This is a genomic window from Vibrio sp. A11, from assembly GCF_013048705.1.
Taxonomy (GTDB): Bacteria; Pseudomonadota; Gammaproteobacteria; order Enterobacterales; family Vibrionaceae; genus Vibrio; species Vibrio metschnikovii.
Window position 1 is genome coordinate 1 of sequence record NZ_VHSI01000013.1, and the last position, 22879, is coordinate 22879.

The 22879-nt window shown below is 46.7% G+C and carries 21 protein-coding genes; 9 read left to right on the forward strand and 12 right to left on the reverse strand.

Annotated features, from left to right (window positions below; all coding sequences use genetic code 11):
* Nucleotides 1–218: 218 nt before the first annotated feature.
* The 7 genes from rraA to priA all read right to left on the reverse strand — a co-directional run bounded on the left by rraA (nucleotide 219) and on the right by priA (nucleotide 8108).
* Nucleotides 219–737: a ribonuclease E activity regulator RraA gene (rraA, locus tag FKQ60_RS13150; RefSeq protein WP_154169966.1), complete on the reverse strand. Its 519-nt coding sequence runs from the start codon at nucleotides 735–737 to the stop codon at nucleotides 219–221.
* A 75-nt stretch (nucleotides 738–812) separates the two neighbouring features.
* Nucleotides 813–1730 carry a 1,4-dihydroxy-2-naphthoate polyprenyltransferase gene (locus FKQ60_RS13155; protein WP_158138979.1) on the reverse strand — a complete coding sequence of 306 codons (918 nt, stop codon included), beginning with the start codon at nucleotides 1728–1730 and terminating at the stop codon, nucleotides 813–815.
* An 86-nt stretch (nucleotides 1731–1816) separates the two neighbouring features.
* Entirely contained in the window at nucleotides 1817–3148 is a 1332-nt protein-coding gene (gene hslU, locus FKQ60_RS13160) for an HslU--HslV peptidase ATPase subunit (protein WP_154170728.1), read from the reverse strand.
* A 38-nt stretch (nucleotides 3149–3186) separates the two neighbouring features.
* Nucleotides 3187–3741, reverse strand: a complete 555-nt coding sequence (gene hslV / locus FKQ60_RS13165; protein ID WP_004394445.1) for an ATP-dependent protease subunit HslV — start codon at nucleotides 3739–3741, stop codon at nucleotides 3187–3189.
* Nucleotides 3742–3929: 188 nt separating this feature from the next.
* On the reverse strand, nucleotides 3930–4472 hold the full coding sequence (locus tag FKQ60_RS13170) for an SPOR domain-containing protein (protein WP_040903920.1): 543 nt from the start codon (nucleotides 4470–4472) through the stop codon (nucleotides 3930–3932).
* A 120-nt stretch (nucleotides 4473–4592) separates the two neighbouring features.
* Nucleotides 4593–5594: a DNA-binding transcriptional regulator CytR gene (gene cytR / locus FKQ60_RS13175; protein ID WP_004394443.1), complete on the reverse strand. Its 1002-nt coding sequence runs from the start codon at nucleotides 5592–5594 to the stop codon at nucleotides 4593–4595.
* Nucleotides 5595–5906: 312 nt separating this feature from the next.
* Nucleotides 5907–8108, reverse strand: coding sequence for a primosomal protein N' (gene priA, locus FKQ60_RS13180; protein ID WP_170906629.1), 2202 nt, complete (start codon nucleotides 8106–8108; stop codon nucleotides 5907–5909).
* A gap of 245 nt (nucleotides 8109–8353) precedes the next feature.
* On the opposite strand from priA, the gene rpmE reads away from it, so the two are divergent.
* Together rpmE and FKQ60_RS13190 are read left to right on the forward strand one after the other, a co-directional pair.
* Nucleotides 8354–8572 (forward strand): 50S ribosomal protein L31, encoded by a 219-nt coding sequence (gene rpmE, locus FKQ60_RS13185; RefSeq protein ID WP_004394441.1) that lies wholly within the window; start codon nucleotides 8354–8356, stop codon nucleotides 8570–8572.
* Between the two features lie 223 nt (nucleotides 8573–8795).
* Nucleotides 8796–10082, forward strand: a complete 1287-nt coding sequence (locus FKQ60_RS13190) for a malic enzyme-like NAD(P)-binding protein (protein WP_004394440.1) — start codon at nucleotides 8796–8798, stop codon at nucleotides 10080–10082.
* A gap of 67 nt (nucleotides 10083–10149) precedes the next feature.
* Here the strand turns inward: FKQ60_RS13190 and metJ are convergent, their stop codons facing one another.
* Nucleotides 10150–10467, reverse strand: coding sequence for a met regulon transcriptional regulator MetJ (gene metJ, locus FKQ60_RS13195; protein ID WP_040903918.1), 318 nt, complete (start codon nucleotides 10465–10467; stop codon nucleotides 10150–10152).
* Nucleotides 10468–10665: 198 nt separating this feature from the next.
* Between metJ and FKQ60_RS13200 the strand changes: the two genes are divergently transcribed.
* From FKQ60_RS13200 to metF, 3 genes are all read left to right on the forward strand, one after another.
* A complete protein-coding gene (locus tag FKQ60_RS13200; protein ID WP_161438960.1) occupies nucleotides 10666–11832 on the forward strand; it encodes an O-succinylhomoserine (thiol)-lyase in 1167 nt (388 codons plus the stop codon).
* Nucleotides 11832–14237, forward strand: coding sequence for a bifunctional aspartate kinase/homoserine dehydrogenase II (locus tag FKQ60_RS13205; RefSeq protein ID WP_170906630.1), 2406 nt, complete (start codon nucleotides 11832–11834; stop codon nucleotides 14235–14237). Before FKQ60_RS13200 ends, FKQ60_RS13205 begins: the two co-directional genes overlap by 1 nt.
* Nucleotides 14238–14495: 258 nt before the next feature.
* Nucleotides 14496–15389 carry a methylenetetrahydrofolate reductase gene (metF, locus tag FKQ60_RS13210; RefSeq protein WP_170906631.1) on the forward strand — a complete coding sequence of 298 codons (894 nt, stop codon included), beginning with the start codon at nucleotides 14496–14498 and terminating at the stop codon, nucleotides 15387–15389.
* 64 nt (nucleotides 15390–15453) lie between these two features.
* On the opposite strand, the gene zapB is transcribed toward metF, so the two are convergent.
* Complete coding sequence (gene zapB, locus FKQ60_RS13215) at nucleotides 15454–15696, reverse strand: cell division protein ZapB (RefSeq protein ID WP_154169956.1); 243 nt, start codon at nucleotides 15694–15696, stop codon at nucleotides 15454–15456.
* A 286-nt stretch (nucleotides 15697–15982) separates the two neighbouring features.
* Here zapB and glpX point away from each other — a divergent pair, with 286 nt between their 5' ends.
* Nucleotides 15983–16990: a class II fructose-bisphosphatase gene (glpX, locus tag FKQ60_RS13220; protein ID WP_158138984.1), complete on the forward strand. Its 1008-nt coding sequence runs from the start codon at nucleotides 15983–15985 to the stop codon at nucleotides 16988–16990.
* A gap of 100 nt (nucleotides 16991–17090) precedes the next feature.
* On the opposite strand, the gene pfkA is transcribed toward glpX, so the two are convergent.
* The 3 genes from pfkA to FKQ60_RS13235 form a co-directional block, all read right to left on the reverse strand.
* Nucleotides 17091–18053 carry a 6-phosphofructokinase gene (gene pfkA, locus FKQ60_RS13225; RefSeq protein WP_004394430.1) on the reverse strand — a complete coding sequence of 321 codons (963 nt, stop codon included), beginning with the start codon at nucleotides 18051–18053 and terminating at the stop codon, nucleotides 17091–17093.
* Nucleotides 18054–18304: 251 nt separating this feature from the next.
* Entirely contained in the window at nucleotides 18305–19213 is a 909-nt protein-coding gene (gene fieF / locus FKQ60_RS13230) for a CDF family cation-efflux transporter FieF (protein ID WP_170906632.1), read from the reverse strand.
* 172 nt (nucleotides 19214–19385) lie between these two features.
* Nucleotides 19386–19907, reverse strand: coding sequence for a CpxP family protein (locus tag FKQ60_RS13235; protein WP_158139083.1), 522 nt, complete (start codon nucleotides 19905–19907; stop codon nucleotides 19386–19388).
* 229 nt (nucleotides 19908–20136) lie between these two features.
* On the opposite strand from FKQ60_RS13235, the gene FKQ60_RS13240 reads away from it, so the two are divergent.
* The 3 genes from FKQ60_RS13240 (at nucleotide 20137) to FKQ60_RS13250 (ending at nucleotide 22765) form a co-directional block, all read left to right on the forward strand.
* Nucleotides 20137–20823, forward strand: coding sequence for a response regulator (locus FKQ60_RS13240; RefSeq protein ID WP_170906633.1), 687 nt, complete (start codon nucleotides 20137–20139; stop codon nucleotides 20821–20823).
* Complete coding sequence (gene cpxA, locus FKQ60_RS13245; protein ID WP_170906634.1) at nucleotides 20823–22202, forward strand: envelope stress sensor histidine kinase CpxA; 1380 nt, start codon at nucleotides 20823–20825, stop codon at nucleotides 22200–22202. The genes FKQ60_RS13240 and cpxA overlap by 1 nt, the downstream gene beginning before the upstream one ends.
* 89 nt (nucleotides 22203–22291) lie before the next feature.
* On the forward strand, nucleotides 22292–22765 hold the full coding sequence (locus FKQ60_RS13250; protein WP_170906635.1) for a tRNA (cytidine(34)-2'-O)-methyltransferase: 474 nt from the start codon (nucleotides 22292–22294) through the stop codon (nucleotides 22763–22765).
* Nucleotides 22766–22879 lie beyond the last annotated feature (114 nt).

Sequence of the window (22879 nt, forward strand, 5' to 3'; positions counted from 1 at the left end):
AGAAGGTTTCAATTAATTTGTCCATGCTCTTTCCTTGGAGGTATCTGTTCCTTTTGGTCGAATGATCAGATCGGGGAACGAGCAATTAGTTCCTCTGCCAGCTCAGTTTCTTATCCAGAGTTCAGGTAAACTAGATACCAAGACAAGTTTTATGGCAACAAAAAACCGAAGCTTTTGACTTCGGTTCTGCTTCAGATTATCCAATCGGCGCGCGAAAGTTAGATCTCTTCGAGCTCGTCGTCTTCAACGTCTAAATCGACGTTTAACGGCTCAGGTGATAAAATCACCCCTGTGTTATCGGCGTAGAGATAATCTTCAGGTAGGAAGGTTACCCCACCAAAGTTCACCGCAACATCAATTTCACCGATACCCAGTGACACCGCGCCAACAGGAATAGAAGCCAGCGCTTGAATACCCACGCTCATCTCTTCCAGTTCATCGACTTCTCGAACGCAGCCATAAACGACAATGCCTTCCCACTCGTTTTCTTCAGCAATCGCAGCGAGCTCGGCATCAATCAGCGCTCGACGTAACGAACCACCACCATCGATCAACAGCACTCGGCCGACACCGTCTTGTTCAAGAGTTTCGCGAATCAACCCATTGTCTTCAAAACATTTAATGGTCGTCACTTGACCAGCAAAGGATGCTCGGCCTCCAAAGTTACTGAACATCGGTTCTAGTACATCGACTTGCTCGAGATAGATATCGCACAGCGCAGAGGTGTTGTATTCCATAGCTTTACTCTCTTAACGAACCATTATCCCACGAGTATATAGTGTCAGTAAGTCAATGCAATGACAGAACGCAAATTAACGTAGGATTGTTTGAGCGATGACGACCGAAATAAACAATACATTGGTAACTAAAGCGCATTTAACTGCATTGGGTAACAAAGGCGCCATCTGTACCGGTTGCGAAGTTCGATACACGGCTCGCCCATGATTAATCAATACCATCAGGCTGAACAAAAAAGGAGCGCTAAGCCAAGCTGAGCGGTCTTGAATCAATAAGTAACTGGCAAAGGCACATAGGGCCCCGGCTAATAACAACAGATGATACACCTTGGCACGCTGCTGCCCTAAACGTACCACTACCGTACGTTTACCACATAAGGCATCGTTTTCAATATCTCGCATATTATTAATATTGAGCACCGATACCGCTAATAACCCACAACCAACAGAGGGCAATAACAACCGCCATTCGATCTGGCCTGTATGTAAAAAATAACTGCCAGAGACACCAAGTAAACCGAAAAAGATGAAGACGGATAAATCCCCCAACCCCACATAGCCATAGGGTTTATTGCCAACGGTATAGGCAATCGCAGCGAGAATGGCGACTACGCCCAGCGCCAAAAAGGCAGCAATACTTTGGGCACTGTCTAACGCATAAAAAACCAAGGCTAATCCAGAGACGATCGTTAATAGCACGTTAATGATCATCGCTTGTTTCATATCGGCTAATGAAACCGCGCCTGATTGAATCGCCCGCATCGGTCCAAGACGCTGTTCGTTATCCGTCCCTTTCAGCGCATCACCGTAGTCATTGGCTAAATTGGAAAGAATTTGCAATAAAGTTGCGGTCAGTAACGCTAAACCGGTGACTGGCCAAGACCACGAACCGACAGAAAACGCCAGTACACTCCCCGTAAGAATAGAGACCAAGGCAAGAGGGAGAGTTTTCGGTCGCGCCGCATCGACCCAAATACGTAAAGAGTTATTCATAATAAATAGCAATGACAAAACAGTGCGCTGAGTATACGCGCAAACGAGGGCGATAAAAAAGCCCACCAGTGCGGTGGGCTAGTAATTTATAAGATAAAGCGGCTAAGATCCTCGTCTTCCACCAATTCACTGAGACGGCCACGTACATAGTCGCCATCGATGACCATTTGACTACCCGGGCGCTCTGTCGCTTCATAAGAGATCTCATCCATCAAACGCTCCATCACCGTATGCAAACGTCGTGCACCAATATTTTCTGTGCTTTCATTGACTTGCCACGCGGCTTCGGCAATTTGTTTAATGCCATCTTCAGTAAAGCTGATATCGACCTGTTCGGTCTTCATCAACGCGATATATTGCTCAGTTAAAGACGCTTTCGGTTCGGTAAGAATACGTTTGAAATCATGACTCGATAACGCTTCTAACTCAACACGAATCGGTAAACGACCTTGCAGCTCTGGAATTAAATCCGAAGGTTTAGCCACTTGGAAGGCACCCGAAGCGATAAACAAAATATGATCGGTTCTTACCATACCGTGCTTAGTTGAAACGGTACTTCCTTCAATCAGTGGTAATAAATCACGCTGTACCCCTTCACGAGACACATCCGGACCAGAGCTTTCACCACGCTTACAAATTTTATCAATTTCATCGATAAACACGATGCCGTTGTTCTCAACGTTGTAAATAGCTTGCTCTTTCAACTCTTCTTGATTAACCAGTTTCGCCGCTTCTTCTTCAACCAAGGCTTTTAACGCTTCTTTGATTTTCAGTTTACGCTTTTTCTTGGTATCACCTGCGAGATTTTGAAACAACCCTTGCAGCTGATTGGTCATCTCTTCCATACCTGGAGGAGCCATAATCTCAACGCCCATTTGCGGTACGGCAACGTTAATTTCAATCTCTTTGTCGTCTAACTGGCCTTCACGAAGTTTTTTACGAAACACTTGGCGAGTGGTCGATGACTGCTCGGTTTTTTCTGACTCTCCCCACGCATCGCGCGCAGGAGGCAAAAGGGCGTCAAGTACCCTTTCTTCGGCCAATTCTTCAGCACGAAACTTAACCTTTTCCATCGCCTGTTGATGGGTTAATTTAACCGCCACATCGGTCAAATCACGGATAATACTTTCGACTTCTTTACCAACATAACCCACTTCGGTAAATTTCGTCGCTTCTACTTTGATAAACGGTGCATTGGCTAGCTTAGCTAAGCGGCGAGCAATTTCTGTTTTACCCACCCCTGTTGGGCCGATCATCAGAATGTTTTTCGGTGTCACTTCGACCCGTAAACTTTCTTCAAGTTGCATACGGCGCCAGCGGTTACGTAATGCAATCGCTACAGCACGTTTGGCTTTCTCTTGACCGATAATATGGCGGTTTAGTTCGTGAACAATTTCACGAGGCGTCATTTCAGACATCATCAATTCCTTACATTCAGTACAGAGTTCACACCAGATTATGCGTTCTTTTCAGGCAATAATGCGGCTGGTATTTCTAGTTCTTCAATGGTGTGATGGTGGTTGGTAAATACACAAATATTGCCAGCAATATTTAACGCTTTTTCAGCAATTTCACGCGCGTCTAATTGAGTGTTTTCCAACAACGCGAGTGCTGCGGCTTGAGCATAATTACCACCAGAACCAATCGCAATCAGATCGTGTTCTGGCTGCACCACATCGCCATTACCAGTAATGATCAACGATGTGGTTTCATCAGCAACCGCTAAAATCGCTTCCAAACGACGCAAAGCACGATCACTACGCCAATCTTTCGCAAGCTCAACCGCTGCTTTGGTCAAATGACCTTGGTGCATTTGCAACTTACTTTCAAAACGCTCGAATAGCGTGAAGGCATCTGCGGTACCACCAGCGAATCCGGCCAGAACTTTATTGTTGTATAAACGACGAACCTTGCGCGCATTACCCTTCATTACGGTATTGCCAAGCGAGACTTGGCCGTCTCCGGCAATCACAACTTTATTATCACGACGTACAGATACAATGGTAGTCACGTGAGGACCTCTTTATTATTTCACTAGGGTGTTTAAGGTATATGAGGATGCGGAAAAACGATTTCAAGGTAAGGAGAAACGGAATGCAGAAAAAAGGCCAACGCGGCCGTTTTCTCTCCTCTTACGAAGAAGAGCGAGAGAAAGTGACTCGTTAGCCATCTTGAAAGGTTGAATCGCCTAAATTCTGTTTATTGTGATTCTTTCCATATCGCACAAGGCTCAATTTTAGCGCGTTGTAAACGGTGGCGATCTCGCTCAGCATCTCGTTTTAATGGATATGGTCCTAACACCACTCGAAACCAACTGCTATTTTCAGTTTTGCGGATGTTGCTCTTCAGCCCTTGAAAAGCAATCTCGACCTTACGCGCTTCCGCTTGTTGCAAGGTTTTAAATGCCCCACACTGCATGATGTACGGGATCTCCGACAGTTGCTGCTCTTTAGCGGTGACTTCAATTTCACGCTGAGGCAGACTCTGCACATAGTCCCACTTTTCCGTCGGTGGTGGCGGGATCACTCGCGCAGGTGGCGTCGCAGGTTTAACCGGAGAAACGGTTTTGACTGGTGGTGCGGGCGGCTCAGGTTTCTGGTTTAGCCAATACAATCCATAAACAAACCCACTGAGGAGGATTAACGCGATCAATCCACTGCGCCAAGGTTTTCGGCGCGTTGTTGTTTTTGCGGTCGGCTTCTTTGGACTACGACCCCTTCTTACATAATCTTTATTAGCCACGATTCAATTCAAACGCTGACAATTGTAGCTCCATGGTAAAGGAGTTTGCCGTCGGATAACAGCGTCAATATGTAAGCAACGCTGGTTATCTTCTGCAAACCCGCTCAGTCAGGGCAATATTTACCTTGGCGGCGCGGCGCTGGATCTCACTACCAGATGAGTTTCTAACAACCGTGATCCAGCCTGAACATCTCGACCTCGCAGTAATTCAAGCATCATCAACATCGTTTGTCGGCCAATTTCATAGCGTGGCTGGCAAATCGTCGTTAACGGTGGATCGCAATACTGAGCAAACTGAATATCATCAAACCCCACAACGGATAAATCTTGCGGAACTCGTAAACCTAAGCGTTTCGCCTCTTGCATTGCCCCAATCGCCATCGCGTCATTATGACAAAAAATCGCACTTGGTGGCTCAGACAGTGCTAATAACTGTCGTACCGCTTTAGCACCGGATTCAAAAGAGAAGTCACCAACAACGGTATAGGTTGGATTTTTCACCAATCCAGCTCTACGCAGTGCTTGCTGGTAACCTTGCTGACGAAATTCACACAACACAGCACCTACTGGCCCGCTGATTTGAGCAATTTTTTTATGTCCCATCTGAGTGAGGTAGTTCACCGCCTCAAATGCTGAGGTAAGGTTATCAATATGTACCGTCGGCAGTTCTAACTCCGGGGCATATTCACAGGCCATCACCATCGGTGGCAGATTTTTCTGTTCCGCTTTACTGACATCAAACGGCAGATCAGCACCAAGCAATAACATACCGTCGGCTTGCTTGGTGAAGACTAGGTTCACAAACGAGCTTTCACGCTTCTTTTGTTGACCACTGTCACCCAGCAGCACCAAATACCCATGCTCCATCGCCACATCTTCGATACCACGAATGATCTCGGTGTAATAAGGGTCACAAATATCGGGCACGATCACCACAATGGTTTTTGATTCATTACGGCGCAGATTTCGCGCTAAAGAGTTGGGGGAGTAGCCAGCTTCAAGTACCGCTTCTTCCACTCGTTTACGAGTGGTGGTGGATACTTTCTCAGGATTCATCAACGCACGAGATACCGTCGCGGTAGAGACACCTGCCAACTGGGCAACGTCCTTCATTGTCGCCATAAATTTTTAACCCTCTCTATTTTCTCTCAATACCTAAGCCGAATAAACGTTGTCGGTAAAACGACTCCCTTCGTCGTAAAGTCATAACATGGTCGACGAAAACGATTCACTGAACGTATAGTGCCCCTAGTTTATTTCTTTCCATAGAGAAAGTTACGGCTTAAGTAACATTTTTTGCATTACAAATATGACATCGATCACAGCAAGTGATTTTAGTTGCGCAAATAAAACTCACTGCTATTTAGAACCCCTAAAAAACAGCGCTCAGTCAGCCCTACTTTCAATAAGCATCAAGCGAGTGAGGGGAGAGATTTAACTCAAATCTTGCGGCTCAATATCCAAAGACCAACGCACTTTATTGGCTAAAGGCAACAACTGAATAGCCGTTTTTGAACTGGTTAATATCGCCTGCATCGTGCTACGTGAAGGGGTTTGTAGTAACAGTTGCCAACGGTGCTTACCCGCTCGCTTAGCCAATGGTGCTGGCGTTGGCCCAAGTACCACGCAGGCTTGATCAAACAACGGATGCACTTGTAAGGTTTGCCGAACTTGCCTTAAGAAGGTTTCTACCACCGATGATTGATTCGCTTCAGCGCGAAACAGCGTTAAATAGGTGTAGGGCGGAAGTTGAGCGACGTGCCGCTCAGCCAGAGCGGTTCGAGCAAAATGATCGTATCCCTTATGCAGTAGCGCTTGTAATAAGCTGTGCTCAGGATGATGAGTTTGCAAAACCACTTCCCCAGGCTTACTTGCCCTTCCCGCGCGGCCAGCAACTTGAATGAATAACTGTGCCAAGCGCTCTGGGGCACGAAAATCACTGCTGTACAAAGAACCATCCACATCCAACAGCGCGACTAAGGTTACATTGGGAAAATGGTGCCCTTTGGCCAACATTTGCGTACCAATCAAAATTTGATACTGATTATTGTGGATAGCGGTCAACGCGGCTTCTAAACTGCCTTTACGCCTAGTGCTGTCTCGATCAATACGAATGGTGCGATAATCAGAAAATAACTGAGCAAGCTGCTGCTCAAGTTGCTCAGTCCCAACGCCAACGGTCACTAATTGATGTGAGCCACAACTTTGACAGTGCTGAATAACCGGACGTTGCGAGCCACAATGATGACAACGGACCTCGTTACTGTGTTGATGATAGGTGTAATAAGCATCACAGCGCTGACAATCGGCAATCCAACCACATTCATGGCACATCAAGGCGGGAGAAAAACCACGTCGATTAAGAAACAACAAGACTTGATTGCCTTGCTGTAAATGACGACGCATTTCGGCTATCAACGGCGCAGAGAGTCCGCTCTCTAAATACTCACCTTTAATATCCAGCACTCGATTTTTCGTGGGCACGGCGTGCCCCGCTCGCTCAGTCAGTTGCAGATGATAATATTTTCCACTCAACGCATTATGCAGCGTTTCTAAAGCCGGAGTTGCCGAGCCGAGGACAATCGCCACTTGCTCAAGATTGGCTCGCATGACCGCAACATCGCGCGCGTGATAACGCAAGCTATCTTGCTGCTTATAAGAAGTATCATGTTCTTCATCAACAATAATAATCCCGAGATCAGCAAAAGGGGTCAATAAGGCCGAACGAGTACCAATAATAATCCCCGCCGCTTTATCCCGTGCTGCTAACCAAGCATTAAGACGCTCCGTGTCATTTAATCCCGAGTGAATCACGACCACGGGCACGGTAAAACGTTGACGAAAACGTTGAATCGTTTGTGGCGTCAAGCCAATTTCTGGCACTAACACTAAGGCTTGTTTGCCTTGTTCCAAAACAGGCTTGATCAAATTTAAGTATACTTCGGTCTTACCTGACCCCGTGACGCCTTGCAACAAGTAGCATCCAAAGCCCGGCTGACTGTTCACCGTCGCAATCGCAATCGCCTGCTCTGGGTTTAATTTCGGTTTATCAACCCGAGCTTCAACATCAGAAGGCCAAGGTACGATCTGCGGAGCTTGCTCAAGCACTTCTATCCATTGCTTATCAAGCAGAGTATTTAGCGTGCTACTTGATACCGCTTCATCCAACATGGTCTGATGAGAAACGGGCCCCGCTTGCAATAACTGCATAACCTTGGCCTGCTTGATGGCACGACCAAAGCCTTGGAGTAGTTGATTGTGCCCTTGCTCAGTCAGTCGCCACTCCTTAGTCACCGCAAATTGCGCCACTTTGCCTTTACGCAACGCACTTGGCATCGCGTTAGCTAGGGTTTCTCCCAGAGGGTAATGGTAATATTGACTGCACCACTGCAATAACCCATAGAGTGTTTCTGGCCATAACGGCTGTGTATCTAATACCGCATGCAGCGATTTCAATTGATGCAAAGGAAAATCGGATTCAGACACGAGAGCAATGACAATCCCCACTAAGGTTTGGCGACCAAACGGAACCGAAACCCGTCCGCCAACCACAGGACACACACCGTCAGCAATCAAATAATCGAAGGATTTATCAAGAGGAACCGGTAAAGCAACACGAGCAATAGTGGGGCGCATAACCATCCGTTAGCAATAAAAAGGAGCAGAAAACACAGTCTACTGGATGACAACCAGAAATTCGACCAACAAAAGTGGTGAAAATAGCGCCGAAAGCAGTTGATCCCATGGCGTGGATTCATTAATATATCGCGCCTTAAAGATGCTTGGCAAATCGGTTTAGCATCTGCATATTATCATTAACATTACGTGTGGTGTCCGGCATTGATCCGGATAGCGACGCGGCCTACATTTGAGGTTATCCCATGAAAGCTGGTATCCACCCAGAATACAAAGAAGTCAGCGCAACTTGCTCTTGCGGCAATGCTTTCACATTTAAGTCAACGCTTGCTAAAGAAAGCATCTACCTTGACGTATGTGACAAATGCCACCCATTCTACACTGGTAAGCAACGTATCGTTGATACCGGTGGCCGCGTTGACCGCTTCAACAAGCGTTTCGGTGCTCTATCCAGCAAGAAGTAATCCTTACTTCACGCGAAGATTATTAAAAGAGAACGCTCCGGCGTTCTTTTTTTATGTGTTCATGTTATTGCTCTCTGCTTTGTCTTATTTGACGCTCAGCTGGTCTTATCAGTCTTCATCTTACCGATTTGATGGTTTGTGATCGCAATCCCACCTAGGCAGCTCAATCGACATCCTTTAGAATCATAGTTTCGTTGATAACATTATAAGAGAAGCCCCCCCTATGTCTGATGATCATCGCCAAGACCTCTCGCCACAAGAAGCATTTCGCCAACGCGCTCTTGATTACCATGCACTACCGACTCCAGGTAAAATTGGCATTGCCTTAACCAAGCCGGCTGATTCAGCCAGTGACCTTGCGCTTGCCTATAGCCCAGGCGTGGCAGAACCGGTACGTGAAATCGCCCAACAGCCTGATAACGTGTACAAGTACACCGCCAAAGGCAATACGGTTGCCGTCATTTCGAATGGCACCGCAATTCTTGGTTTAGGTAATCTTGGTCCGATGGCATCAAAGCCGGTAATGGAAGGTAAAGCGCTACTCTTTAAACGCTTTGCTGGTCTTGATTCGATCGACATCGAAGTCAAACATCGTACTATCGATGAGTTTGTCGATACCGTTGCCAACATCGCCGACACCTTTGGCGGGATCAATTTAGAAGATATTAAAGCGCCAGATTGCTTTGAAATTGAACGCCGCCTCATCGAGCGCTGTGATATCCCTGTCTTCCATGATGATCAACACGGCACCGCGATTGTAACGGCCGCAGGAATGCTCAACGCGATTGAGCTGCAAGGCAAACAACTCAATGAATGTATTATTGTTTGTCTGGGTGCGGGCGCCGCAGCGGTCGCTTGTATGGAACTGTTGATTAAATGCGGGGCGATGCGTGAAAAAATTTACATGCTGGATCGCCAAGGCGTCATTCATACCCGCCGTGACGATTTAAACGAATACAAACAATTGTTTGCCAACAATACCGATAAGCGCACTTTGGAAGATGTGATTGCCGGTGCCGATTTATTCCTTGGGGTTTCTGGCCCGAATTTATTACCACCAGAAGCCCTGGCATTAATGGCCGATAAACCCGTTGTTTTTGCTTGCTCCAACCCCGATCCGGAAATTAAACCTGAATTGGCTCATCAGGTGAGAAACGATTTAATCCTCGGTACTGGGCGCAGCGATTACCCTAACCAAGTGAATAATGTGCTGTGTTTCCCATTTATTTTCCGTGGTGCATTGGACGTTCGCGCCAGCGAAATTAATGATGCAATGAAACTTGCCGCTGTCGATGCAATTCGTCAATTAGCCAAAGAGCCGATCCCAAGTGAAGTACTCAAAGCGGCTGGGGTTGAAAAGCTTAGCTATGGTACTGATTATATTATTCCAAAACCAATGGACCCACGCTTACTACCACGAGTCGCCAAAGCGGTCGCTCAAGCCGCCGTCGAGTCAGGTGTTGCCCGTATCGACATGCCAGAAAATTATATGGCAGAAAATAGTCGTTAATGATGACCTTATAGCGACCCTTGATCTAAAAAAACCTAGCGTGGCTAGGTTTTTTTATGGGCATCATTCAGTCATCGTACGCTTCAAACTCAATACCCATTGCGGTCATCAAGGCTTTAGCTTCACTTGGAATATCATCCGGCCTGTCTTTACGTAAATCCTCATCGGTCGGTAACGGCTGTCCCGTATACGCATGCAGAAAAGCTTCACACAATAATTCACTGTTGGTAGCGTGACGTAAATTGTTGATTTGTCGGCGAGTTCTTTCATCAGTAAGCACTTTGAGCACCTTCAACGGAATGGATACCGTGATTTTTTTTACCTGCTCACTCTTTTTACCATGCTCCGCGTAGGGGCTAATATAATCGCCATTCCAGTCTGCCATTGCGCACCTTCGTTGTGTGAATTTGAGTCTACTAATCAAAGTCCCTAATTTTAGCGGGATTTACCGCCATAAGCAAAGACATATAGACATCTAGATGTGTTGACGTCTTCTTTTTTGATCAGTAAAGTGTGACTCTATTGACGATGAGATCCCCTCTGCCGTTAGCCCATTTATTGTAGATTCAGAAAGGAAGCCACTATGACCACTCGCCAACCCGCCACCATTGCGGTTCGCACAGGAATAGAATCGGACAGCCAATATCATGCGGTGGTACCACCGATCTATCTATCGACTAACTTTGGCTTTCCTGCCTTCGGTGAAGTGCCTACCTATGATTACACCCGCTCTGGTAACCCAAACCGTAGCTTACTTGAACAAACCCTAGCGGATCTCGAAGGGGGGCAAGCGGCGATTGTCACCAACTGTGGAACCTCGGCTATCAATCTGTGGATTTCGACCTTTTTGTCTCCTCAAGAGTGGATTGTCGCTCCTCATGACTGTTATGGCGGTACCTATCGACTGCTCAACTCACGAGCGAAAAAAGGCGATTTCAAAGTCTTGTTTATTGATCAATCGGATCCGACTGCGGTGAGTGAGGCGTTAGCGCTCAAGCCCAAACTGCTGCTGATTGAAACCCCTTCTAACCCTTTAGTACGAGTGGTCGATATTCAGCAGCTCTGCCAACAAGCCAAAGCAGCCAATACGTTAGTCGCCGTAGACAATACGTTTTTAACTCCTATTTATCAGCAACCTATCTCCTTAGGGGCGGATTTTGTCATTCACTCCACCACCAAGTACCTCAATGGGCATTCTGATGTGATTGGTGGCGTCATCATCAGCCGCATAGCCGAGCATGGCGAACTATTAGCGTGGTGGGGAAATTGCCTTGGTTCAACCGGCACACCGTTTGATAGTTATATGACCTTGCGTGGCTTACGAACTTTATCAGCCCGGATGCGCGTTCACGAAGAGAGCGCACAACAAGTACTCGCTTACCTACAAACTCAACCTCTGGTTGGGCAAATTTATCACCCTAGCTTGGTCAGCCATCCCGGCCATGAGATTGCGAAACAGCAACAAAGTGGCTTTGGTGCCATGCTCAGTTTTGAATTTGCAGGCACCTTTGAACAACTCAAACACTTTGTCGGTGCATTAGGTCTGTTTTCGCTAGCGGAATCGTTAGGTGGCGTCGAAAGCTTAATTTGCCATCCCGCCTCAATGACTCATCGGGCTATGGGGGAGATTGCCCTTGCCGAAGCTGGCGTCGGCCAACAACTGCTGCGCCTCTCTGTCGGATTGGAAGCGGCTTGCGATCTGATTGCTGACCTTGAACAAGCCTTTCATCAAGCACAGGAAAAAAATTAATGAAGCAGCAGTTACATAAATTTGGCGGTAGTAGCCTAGCCGATGGTGATTGCTACCGAAATGTGGTGGATATTTTACAGCAGTATTCGCAGCAGCACGATCTGGTGGTGGTCTCTGCCGCTGGCAAAACCACCAATCAATTGATTGATTTTGTCAGTCACATTGAAAAAGATAGTCTAACGGCACATCAACAACTGCAAGCTATCCGTCAGTATCAAACTCAACTGATTGAGGAATTACTGAACGGCGATATCGCCGACCATCTTATGAGTCAGCTCAATCAAGAGTGCTCACAACTGGCCGCACTCACCCCGCCACTAAACTACGCCCAACAATCCGCGGTGCTGGCGCATGGTGAGGTATGGTCGGCGCGCTTATTGGCAGCACTACTCAATCAGCAACAATTACCCGCTATTGCACAAGACGCACGTGCTTTCCTACGTGCCGAAACTGGGCCACAACCTGAGGTTGATCGCACTCGTTCCGCGCCTTTACTCAAAGAGATTCTTGCTCAGCACCCGCAGCAGCGCGTCATCATTACTGGCTTCATTGCACAAAATAGCGCAATGGAAACCGTTCTGCTTGGGCGTAATGGCTCCGATTATTCTGCAACCATGATTGGCGCTTTAGCGGACGTTGAACGAGTCACCATTTGGAGTGATGTCGCGGGTGTATATAGTGCGGATCCAAGAGTGGTGGATGACGCTTGTTTATTGCCACTGCTGCGCTTAGATGAAGCCAATGAACTGGCTCGATTGGCAGCTCCCGTGCTGCATAGCCGCACTTTACAGCCGGTCGTACACAGCACCATGGAACTGCATTTACGCTCCAGTCACCAGCCAGAATCGGGATCGACACGCATTGAGCGTATTCTCGCCTCTGGGCGAGGAGCAAAAATCATCACCTCTTTGGAGGATGTGCTGCTGATTGAATTGACGTTAGCCGCCGGACAAGATTTCCAACGCCTACAGCACACGGTATTAGCACACCTCAAACGGGCCCAACTGGAGCCATTGGCCTTTGAAGTGCAAGCCGATCAACATCAACTTCGTCTTGCCTATACCCGAGAGATGGCCAGTGATGTATTCAGTTATCTACAGGACTCAGCACTCGCCACAGAGAGTAAACTCAAAGAAGGTTATTCACTATTAGCCGCGGTAGGTGCAGGTGTAACACGTAACGCGCAGCACAATCACGGTTTTTACCAGCAACTGAAAACCTGCCCAGTTGAGTTTATCTGCACAGCGGAATCCGAGCTCAGCTTAGTGGCAGTGTTAAGACAAAATACGTTAACCGAAAGGGTGATTGGCTTACATAAGCAGCTGTTTCAAGCCCAAAAACGCGTGGCCTTAGCGCTCTGTGGTAAAGGTAACATTGGTAGCAGTTGGTTAAAGCTGTTTGCTGAGCAGCAAACCGAATTAGAAAAACGCTACGGCATGCAATTTTCATTAGTCGCGATTATCGATAGCCAAACCTTTTGGTTTGATGAGGCTGGCATCAATCCAAGCCAAGTTGCGGCTCGATATCAAGATGAAGCACAACCCAATGATGGTCAGCGCTGGCTGCAACAGCTCGGTGAACTGCGTAACTATGATGAGGCCATTGTCTTAGACGTAACGGCCAGCGAACATTTAGCGCAGCAATATTTAGCGATGGCGCAGCATGGTTTGCATTTGATCAGTGCCAATAAAGTCGCCGGATCGGCAGAGGGTGAGTACTATCATCAAGTCAAACACGCTTTCAGTAAAATTGGCCGTCATTGGTTATACAATGCTACGGTTGGAGCGGGCCTACCCATTAATCATACTGTACGTGATCTGCGTGAAAGTGGCGATGATATCACCGCTTTATCAGGAATTTTCTCGGGTACACTATCGTGGCTATTTCAACAATACGACGGCTCGACGCCATTTAGCGAACTAGTTGAGTTAGCTTGGCAACAAGGACTGACGGAACCGGATCCACGCCATGATCTCGATGGTTCCGATGTGATGCGTAAACTGGTTATTCTGGCAAGGGAATCTGGTCTGAACATTGAACCTCAACACGTCAAGGTCGAGTCTTTGGTGCCAGAGGCACTGCGTCACTTATCTTTGGATGATTTTCTTGATCAAAGCCATCTGCTCAATCAAAGTCTTGCTGAGCGCTTAGCTCGCGCCCAAAAAGAACATAAGGTGATCCGTTATGTCGCTCGCTTAGAGAAAAATGGCCAAGCCTCGGTTGGCGTAGAGGCCGTAGAACTCGACCACCCACTGGCTAACTTGCGCCCTTGCGATAATATTTTTGCCATTGAAAGCAAATGGTACCGAGATAACCCTCTGGTCATTCGCGGTCCAGGAGCTGGACGTGAAGTTACCGCTGGCGCCATTCAATCGGATCTGAACCGACTCGCCAGCCTGTTATGAGCGAGCATTAACACACCTTACCTCTGCTTGCCTGCTCCTCATTCAACACGTCTCTCCTTTACAACAGGGAGAGACGCTTCGGCCTCGCTCAATTTCTCTTCAGTTAAATCTGTGAATTTTACTCAGCATCAACATGAAAAACCTTCATACTAGTAATGTTGACATTAAAATCGATTCATTACATTCTGTAGACATATGGACGTCTATACGTAAGGAATGTTGTGTTTGCGTTGTGGTCGTTAGCACAGGGAGAGAAAAATGGGATACACGCACGCCACTCATATCGACGCTTTAAATCAAAGCATCGCTGAAGTTTCAGATATCAATGTCTCGTTTGAGTTTTTTCCACCGAGTACACCGCAAATGGAAGAAACCTTGTGGAACTCGGTGCATCGCTTAAAAGAACTCAAACCCAAATTCGTTTCCGTGACCTACGGAGCAAACTCTGGTGAGCGTGATAGAACCCATTCGATCATTAAAACCATCAAAGATCAAACCGGATTGATCGCGGCCCCGCATCTGACCTGTATTGATGCCAGCCGCGAAGAATTAATCACTATCGCCGATGACTACTGGCACAACGGCATTGAAAGTATTGTCGCCCTACGTGGTGATATTCCACCGGGTGGTGGCAAGCCGGAAATGTACGCCGCTGACTTAGTTGCTCTACTCAAATCTCGCCACGATTTTGATATTTCCGTGGCCGCGTTTCCCGAAGTGCATCCAGAAGCGAAAAGTGCCCAAGCCGATCTGCTCAATTTAAAACGTAAAGTCGAAGCGGGAGCCAACCGAGCCATCACTCAGTTCTTTTTTGATATTGAGAGCTATCTACGCTTTCGAGATCGCTGCGTTGCCGCCGGAATCGATGCCGAAATCATTCCCGGTATTTTACCCGTTTCAAACTTTAAACAAGCTGCACGCTTTGCCGCGCAAAACCACGTTAAAGTGCCGCAGTGGATGGCCAAGCAGTTTGCAGGATTAGATGATGATCCGGTCACTCGACAATTAGTTGGGGCGAGTCAGGCTATTGATATGATTAGAGTCCTGAGCCGCGAGGGGGTAAAAGATTTTCACTTCTACACCTTGAACCGCGCCGAAATGACCTACGCGCTTTGTCATACCCTTGGTGTACGCCCGATTGCAGTGGCTTAACCAACGTATATAACAATAACGCCGAACAAAGTTCGGCGTTATTGGCAATCAGCGTAGGTAGAGATTACTCAACCTCTTCCATCTTACCTAGCAGGCTACGGATACGCGTTTGCCATGCTGCATGCTCTTGTTCCATTTCTTGGGCTTTTTGCTCAAGCTCTGCACGGCTGGCTTTTAATTCATCCGCTTCTTGCATGAGCTGTTGTTTCTCTTCTTTCAGCTCTTCCACTTCCATTTGCAGTAAGGCGATGGTATCAACCGCAGTTTGAATTTTTGCTTCGAGTTGTTCTAGTACTTCAAAAGACATGTGACTTACCCTTGTTTATTCCGTGATATGAATTCAATTCACTCTATTTAACCATTCTACTCAGCCATGCGCAGAGAAACACTTACTATATTCGATCTTGTTCGCTATTCGGTCAAAAAAACAACGCAATTGACGCTATCTTTACTTCTCTCGCTTAAAGCGCCCTTAAAAGACAAAGTTTTGATCCACTACAAGGCTTGCAACGCTAAATAGCAAACGTTTACTTATGAATGTGCTAGAATCCGCGCAACTTTTTTATCCTCTTTAATTTGTGGTTGGAGTAAGCATGAAACGCGATTTAGCAATGGCTTTTTCTCGGGTAACCGAAGGTGCTGCACTGGCAGGTTACCAATGGCTTGGCCGAGGTGATAAAAACGCGGCTGACGGCGCAGCGGTAGAAGTAATGCGGATTTTATTGAATAAGACAGAAATCAATGGCGAAATTGTTATTGGTGAAGGAGAGATCGATCAAGCTCCGATGCTCTATATCGGGGAACAGGTCGGCTTAGGTGGTGACGATGTCGATATCGCTGTCGATCCCATTGAAGGGACACGAATGACCGCGATGGGTCAATCCAATGCATTGGCGGTATTGGCAGCGGGAGAAAAAGGCAGTTTTCTCAAAGCACCGGACATGTACATGGAAAAACTCGTCGTCGGTCCTGGAGCCAAAGGCTGCATCGATTTAAATAAGCCATTAGCCGATAACTTGCAGGCCATCGCCACCGCACTGGATAAAGCGTTACACCAACTGACGGTAGTGACTCTGGCGAAGCCGCGTCATGATGCCGTGATACGCGAGATGCAGCAACTGGGTGTACGGGTCTTTGCGGTGCCGGATGGCGATGTCGCCGCATCGATTCTTACTTGCATGCCAGATAGCGAAGTTGATGCTATGTACTGTATTGGTGGTGCTCCTGAAGGGGTGATTTCTGCCGCGGCGATTCGGGCCTTGGATGGCGATATGCAAGGTCGCTTATTAGCGCGCCATCAAGTCAAAGGCGATAGTGAGGATAATCGTATTTGGGGAGCCAAAGAGTTGGCTCGCTGTGCCCAAATGGGCGTACAAGCTAACCAAGTACTGGCACTCCATGATATGGCACGCAGTGATAATGTCATTTTCTCAGCCACGGGGATCACCAAAGGCGATTTATTGGAAGGCATTAGCCGACAAGGTAATATCGCGACGACCGAAACGCTGTTGATCCGTGGCCGCTGCCGAACCATCCGACGGATTAAATCCATCCATTACTTAGAGCGTAAAGATAGCGATGTGTTACCGATGATCCTTTAAGGCATGGTACTCGATTCAACGTTACGAAGAAAAAAGACCGCAATGCGGTCTTTTTTGATTGGTGATTATTTTCTTCACTCAGGTTGAATAACCCGCGTTCTTAAAATAACTCTTCAGCCACTTTGTACAAATCTTGGCGCACCGGACGCTTCATGGTTTCAATCGCTTCAATGATATCATGATGAACCAGTTCTTCTTTTTGGATACCAACGCAACGACCACCATGTCCTTCTAGCAACATATGCACCGCATAGTTACCCATGCGTGAAGCTAAAATACGGTCAAATGCGGTTGGTCGACCACCACGTTGAATATGCCCCAGTACTGTTGCACGAGTTTCACGACCGGTTGATTTCTCAATTTCTTTTGCCAACTGGTTGGCGTCGGTCATCAGTTCCGTTAACGCAATGATCGCGTGTTTTTTGCCTTTTTTGATCCCGTCTTGGATATTAGAAATCAGTTGCTGCATATCCAGACCCGTTTCCGGCGTAATGATGTACTCACAGCCACCAGCAATCGCTGACATCAGGGTTAAATCACCACAGTGACGGCCCATGATTTCCACAATGGAAATACGCTGATGTGAAGAAGACGTATCACGCAAACGGTCGATCGCATCGATAACGGTATTAATCGCCGATAAATAACCGATGGTGTAATCAGTACCCGCAATATCGTTATCGATCGTGCCTGGTAAACCAATGCAAGGGAAGCCCATTTCGGTGAGCTTTTTCGCACCCATGTAAGAACCATCACCACCGATCACAACTAAAGCATCAATATTGTGCTGCTTTAAATTCTCAATCGCTTTTAAACGCACTTCTTCATTACGAAACTCAGGGAAACGCGCTGAACCTAAAAAGGTACCGCCTTTGTTGATCACATCAGAGACGCTGTAGCGATCCAGTTGCTTAATGTTCCCTTCATAGAGTCCAAGATAACCATCATAGATACCATAGACACCTAAACCTTCACCTAATGCAGTACGAACAACGCCACGAATCGCTGCGTTCATGCCGGGCGCATCACCACCACTTGTCAAAACACCGATATTTTTAATCATGCTCACCCTCGATTTTTTGAGAATTCAAAACTCATTTTTAGTTGTGCTCATTCAGACAAAACAAGCAACAAAATTGTGCGTTATGTTACCTCGCCCTATAAGGAATACTACTGTTATTTGAGCGTTTTTTTGTAACTTTATTACTTATGTAGGAGTATTACAGCTTTATCCTATCGCTTCGTTGATTCATATCAGGATACTGTTTTTTAATTAAACTGACTGAAATATAGTCAAGTTGAGCGCACTTTGCCTTACCACGTCGATAATTTTTGTTTACGTTCCACATTAAACACTACGGAGTAAGGATCTTGGTGAATAATCACATCCGCACCGGGAAATAGGTGGCGTAGTTTTTCTTCAACTTGATCAGAAATGCGATGGGCTTCAATCAGCGGAATATGATCATCTAATTCGAGATGCAATTGAATGAATCTTACCGGCCCCGCCATGCGCGTTCGCAATTGATGAACCCCTAACACACCATTGACCGACAAACAGGCGACCCTAATCTGTGCTAGCTCGTCATCAGGGAGTTTTCTATCCAGCAGCGTTTGCACCGCCTGATAGGCCATGCCAATCGCACTGTATAAAATGTACAAGCCTATCCCAATAGCAAAAATCGCATCGGCTTGTTTAAAACCCAACCAACTAAAACCCAGAGCCAAAATAATCGCCGCATTCATGTATAAATCGGTTTGGTAATGTAAAGAATCAGCGGCAATTGCTTGGCTGTTGGTTTTTTTGACCACATAACGCTGAAACGAGACTAAGCCAAAGGTCACCAATAAGGCAAACACGCTGACATAAATCCCGTATTCTGGCGATTGAAGTTCGTGAGGACGGAAAAAACGCTCAACGCCATTGAGGAGTAAGAAACAGGCTGAACCGGAGATAAACATCGCTTGCGCTAAGGCTGCTAAAGATTCGGCCTTACCATGACCAAAGGTATGTTCTCGATCGGCAGGTTGCAGGGCATAACGTATGACAATTAAATTAACCACAGAGGCGGCAATGTCGAGTAAAGAATCCACTACTGAGGCAAGTAGGCTGACCGATCCGGTCACCCACCATGCGGCTATTTTAACGATTAATAGACCACTGGCGACAATGGTGGCGGTCCAGGCAGCCAGTGTTACTAAGCGAGCGTACTCTTGTTTCATTACTTTTAACCATAACGTAATAGACCCATACACAGGATATAGCGTGGTGCTGAGCGATAAAATGGCCTACCCTTGCTTCGTTATTTTGTAACACAAGGAGTGAAATTAACCACCCTACACCAGCATCTCAATTGCATCAAGTCAGTAAAGTAACACCCGCTGTTGACTTCAGTTATCCTCGGCCTTTGTCTTTACTTCCGTGTTTATGCCCACGTGGCTCACCACCCTCTCGATGATGCTTTTCCATACACTCTTGCTGTAAGGTTTGTAGCTGGGTCTTTTGCTCATCGGTTAAAATACTCATCATTTGATGACGTTTTTCGAGCATGTTTATTCGGCGTTCAACCTGTTTATCCACCATCTGTTTAGCCAGTTCGTTAGCCGCGGCGCGATCAAAATCAGCAGAGAGCACTAACGCTCGCTCTTGTTCACGCAAGGTGCTCATTTCATCACGCGAGCCACGACCACGCTGATCTTGCATGGCTTGGCGATGTTCTTCGCGCAAGGCTTTTAGCTGGCTCTGCTGTTCTGTGGTTAAGTTCAGTTGACTGACGATACCTCTTTCACCGTGTAAACCACATCGTTGCTGTTGATGCTCCGTGTGCTTACCCTTTCCATAAGCCAGTACACTGGCACTACCGATAGCCAAAGGTAAGGCGACTGCAGCGAGAATCATTGTCTTGGTCATATTCATCATTATTTCCTCTCTCAATAGTTATCGTTGATAAGCTTAGCCTTCCAAGCTTGTTACGATGGGAGAGCTGCACAAGCAGCGCTTAATCAAACAATACAAGTTGACGAGTAAAGTGGCGTGTAGAGAGCGTAAAGAATCGTAAATAGTCACTAATAGCCCATTATCCAAGCCGATTTCGCAGTAAACTATCCTCATTGACTAGGAAAGTAATATCGGTAACGAGGCACCAATGGCACATATTCTTCTGATTGACGATGACACCGAACTCACCAATCTACTTAAAGAAGTCCTCAGTTATGAGGGGTTTGATGTCTCTGAAGCCAATGATGGTCAATCGGGGTTAGCGGCGCTTAACGATGAGATTGATCTGATTCTATTGGATGTCATGATGCCAAAACTCAATGGCATGGAAACCTTGAAGAGACTACGTGAAAACTGGGCAACCCCAGTACTGATGTTAACTGCAAAAGGCGAAGAGATTGATCGCGTGATTGGTCTCGAATTAGGGGCCGATGATTACCTTCCCAAACCATTTAGTGATCGTGAATTGCTCGCCAGAATTCGAGCGATTTTACGCCGCACGCAGCATCAGCCCGTGCATAAATCCTCCGATGTGATTGAGTGTCAAGACATACAAGTTTACCCAGGAAAACAAGAGGCCTATTGTCAAGGCCAGCTACTCGACTTAACCACTACCGAGTTTGCTCTATTAGGCCATTTTGCCCAAAATCCTGGGGAAACCCTCACCAAAGAGATGCTCAGCTTGGATGTCTTAGGTAAACGACTGGCTGCTTTTGACCGAGCTATTGATATGCATGTTTCGAATTTACGCAAAAAATTACCCGAACGGGTCGATGGCAAACCTCGAATTAAAACCTTACGTGGCCGTGGCTACTTAATGGTGGCGGAAGAGTAATGCGCTTACCCAAATTCAATAGCCTGTATGGCCGTATCTTTGCCATTTTCTGGCTAACCATGCTACTGGTGGTGATTGCGGTGCTATCTTTACCACATCTCGATCCGCGAAAATCACGAGATCTTCCTTCTGAAAGCTTGCAAAGAATGCTCGACTATCAGCAACTTTTGGAAAAACGTTTCATCCAACAAAATAACCTTTCGCGGATCATCACCGAACTAGAATCAGGCAGCCACCATAGTTCGCGGCCGCGTTTTTTTGTCACCGATCAAGAGGGCAATATTCTCACCACGAAACGGCATGAAAATTTTCAATTAAAGGCATTAAAGAACTTTACCACCAGTATTGAGTCGGTTGATAAACCGCAACAACGTTTGTATGGTCGTTATATGATTTCGGGTCCAGTCTCTATTCAATTGGCTGATCAGGATCTATTACTATTCATGGGCATGCGTTGGGATCAGCCGCCGCCATTTCTACTGAGATTATTTGATAAACCGCTGCACCTACTGTTGTCTGTTATGTTGGTCAGCACCCCTTTATTGCTATGGCTCGCTTGGGCATTGAGCCAACCCGCTCAACGGCTCGCGCTCGCCGCTCAACGTGTTGCTCGAGGCGAGTTTATTGTCGATCCTGAACTGGAAAAAGGCACTACGGAATTTCGTCAAGCCGGACGTAGTTTTAATCGCATGGTACAGGCGGTTAACCAGATGATCTCCGGCCAACAGCGCTTATTATCAGACATCTCCCATGAATTACGCTCACCGCTGACTCGCCTAAGAATGGCCAATGCCTTAGCCAGCCGTAAGCAAGGAGAGAGTAAAGAATTAGAAAGAATCGATACCGAAGCGCAACGTTTAGAACGTATGATCAGTGAGCTGCTTGAGCTGTCTCGCATGCAGACCAATAGTCATTTAAGTCGAGAAATACAACCATTGTCTAGTTTATGGGAAGCGCTACTCGATGACGCACAGTTTGAGGCCGAGCAAATGCAAAAACAACTGCTCCTCGACCCGATTCCTGATCAATACATTTCTGGTAATCCACAATTATTGATGAGTGCGTTAGAAAATGTCGTCCGCAATGCAATTAACTATAGTCAAGATCGGATTCAAGTTAGCTTTCGTTGTGTGGCACAACAAATCATCGTCACCGTTGAAGACAATGGCCCAGGCGTACCCGACAATGAACTGAGTGAAATTTTTCGACCGTTTTACCGAGTATCAACCGCAAGAGACAGAGACAGCGGAGGAACGGGGCTCGGGTTAGCGATAACGGAAAGTGCCATTCGCCAGCACAGTGGTCAAGTTAGCGCAAGCCGAAGTGATCTTGGCGGCTTAAAAGTACAAATCACCTTACCGATTCAACGGGATCAATGAGCGATGACGGTAAACCCATTCGATAAGATAAACATCTAAGCTTCTGTGCAGTATACTGATGCGCTCTATTGATAAGGAACCGTTCGACCATGTTTGACATCGCCCTCTATGAACCTGAAATCGCCCCTAATACGGGGAATATTATTCGCTTATCCGCTAATTGCGGCGCGAACTTACATTTAATAGAACCTTTAGGGTTTGATTTTGAGGAGAAAAAACTGCGCAGAGCCGGTTTAGATTATCATGACCTCACCCGAGTCACTCGCCATAAAAATTATCAAGCCTTTCTCGACTACTTAACAGCTCGTGGTGAATTTCGACTCTTTGCCTGCACAACAAAAACCACCGGACATCATGTTGATGCACAGTTTCAAGTTGGGGACGTATTACTGTTTGGCCCAGAAACGCGCGGCTTACCCGCCGACCTGATTCATAGCTTACCGATGAATCAACGCATTCGTATTCCAATGATGCCCAATGCTCGCAGTCTAAACTTATCCAATGCGGTCGCTATCATTGCCTTTGAAGCTTGGCGTCAATTGGGTTTTTCGGGAGCTCAATAAGCTACCCACCGAGTATTTAAGGAGAGGCGATCAATATTAACGCGTTTTCCATGCGTAATCTGAGATGATCAATCCGCCTCAACCTTAAGTGATACTAAAGGTGAGGTATGCTCA

What these genes read in the sequence shown, in the direction of transcription:
- rraA (WP_154169966.1), bottom strand. Translation starts at nt 737, where the DNA reads ATGGAATACAACACCTCTGCGCTGTGCGATATCTATCTCGAGCAAGTC.
- FKQ60_RS13155 (WP_158138979.1), bottom strand. Translation starts at nt 1,730, where the DNA reads ATGAATAACTCTTTACGTATTTGGGTCGATGCGGCGCGACCGAAAACT.
- hslU (WP_154170728.1), bottom strand. Translation starts at nt 3,148, where the DNA reads ATGTCTGAAATGACGCCTCGTGAAATTGTTCACGAACTAAACCGCCAT.
- cytR (WP_004394443.1), bottom strand. Translation starts at nt 5,594, where the DNA reads ATGGCGACAATGAAGGACGTTGCCCAGTTGGCAGGTGTCTCTACCGCG.
- priA (WP_170906629.1), bottom strand. Translation starts at nt 8,108, where the DNA reads ATGCGCCCCACTATTGCTCGTGTTGCTTTACCGGTTCCTCTTGATAAA.
- rpmE (WP_004394441.1), top strand. Translation starts at nt 8,354, where the DNA reads ATGAAAGCTGGTATCCACCCAGAATACAAAGAAGTCAGCGCAACTTGC.
- FKQ60_RS13190 (WP_004394440.1), top strand. Translation starts at nt 8,796, where the DNA reads ATGTCTGATGATCATCGCCAAGACCTCTCGCCACAAGAAGCATTTCGC.
- metJ (WP_040903918.1), bottom strand. Translation starts at nt 10,467, where the DNA reads ATGGCAGACTGGAATGGCGATTATATTAGCCCCTACGCGGAGCATGGT.
- FKQ60_RS13200 (WP_161438960.1), top strand. Translation starts at nt 10,666, where the DNA reads ATGACCACTCGCCAACCCGCCACCATTGCGGTTCGCACAGGAATAGAA.
- FKQ60_RS13205 (WP_170906630.1), top strand. Translation starts at nt 11,832, where the DNA reads ATGAAGCAGCAGTTACATAAATTTGGCGGTAGTAGCCTAGCCGATGGT.
- metF (WP_170906631.1), top strand. Translation starts at nt 14,496, where the DNA reads ATGGGATACACGCACGCCACTCATATCGACGCTTTAAATCAAAGCATC.
- zapB (WP_154169956.1), bottom strand. Translation starts at nt 15,696, where the DNA reads ATGTCTTTTGAAGTACTAGAACAACTCGAAGCAAAAATTCAAACTGCG.
- glpX (WP_158138984.1), top strand. Translation starts at nt 15,983, where the DNA reads ATGAAACGCGATTTAGCAATGGCTTTTTCTCGGGTAACCGAAGGTGCT.
- pfkA (WP_004394430.1), bottom strand. Translation starts at nt 18,053, where the DNA reads ATGATTAAAAATATCGGTGTTTTGACAAGTGGTGGTGATGCGCCCGGC.
- fieF (WP_170906632.1), bottom strand. Translation starts at nt 19,213, where the DNA reads ATGAAACAAGAGTACGCTCGCTTAGTAACACTGGCTGCCTGGACCGCC.
- FKQ60_RS13235 (WP_158139083.1), bottom strand. Translation starts at nt 19,907, where the DNA reads ATGAATATGACCAAGACAATGATTCTCGCTGCAGTCGCCTTACCTTTG.
- FKQ60_RS13240 (WP_170906633.1), top strand. Translation starts at nt 20,137, where the DNA reads ATGGCACATATTCTTCTGATTGACGATGACACCGAACTCACCAATCTA.
- cpxA (WP_170906634.1), top strand. Translation starts at nt 20,823, where the DNA reads ATGCGCTTACCCAAATTCAATAGCCTGTATGGCCGTATCTTTGCCATT.
- FKQ60_RS13250 (WP_170906635.1), top strand. Translation starts at nt 22,292, where the DNA reads ATGTTTGACATCGCCCTCTATGAACCTGAAATCGCCCCTAATACGGGG.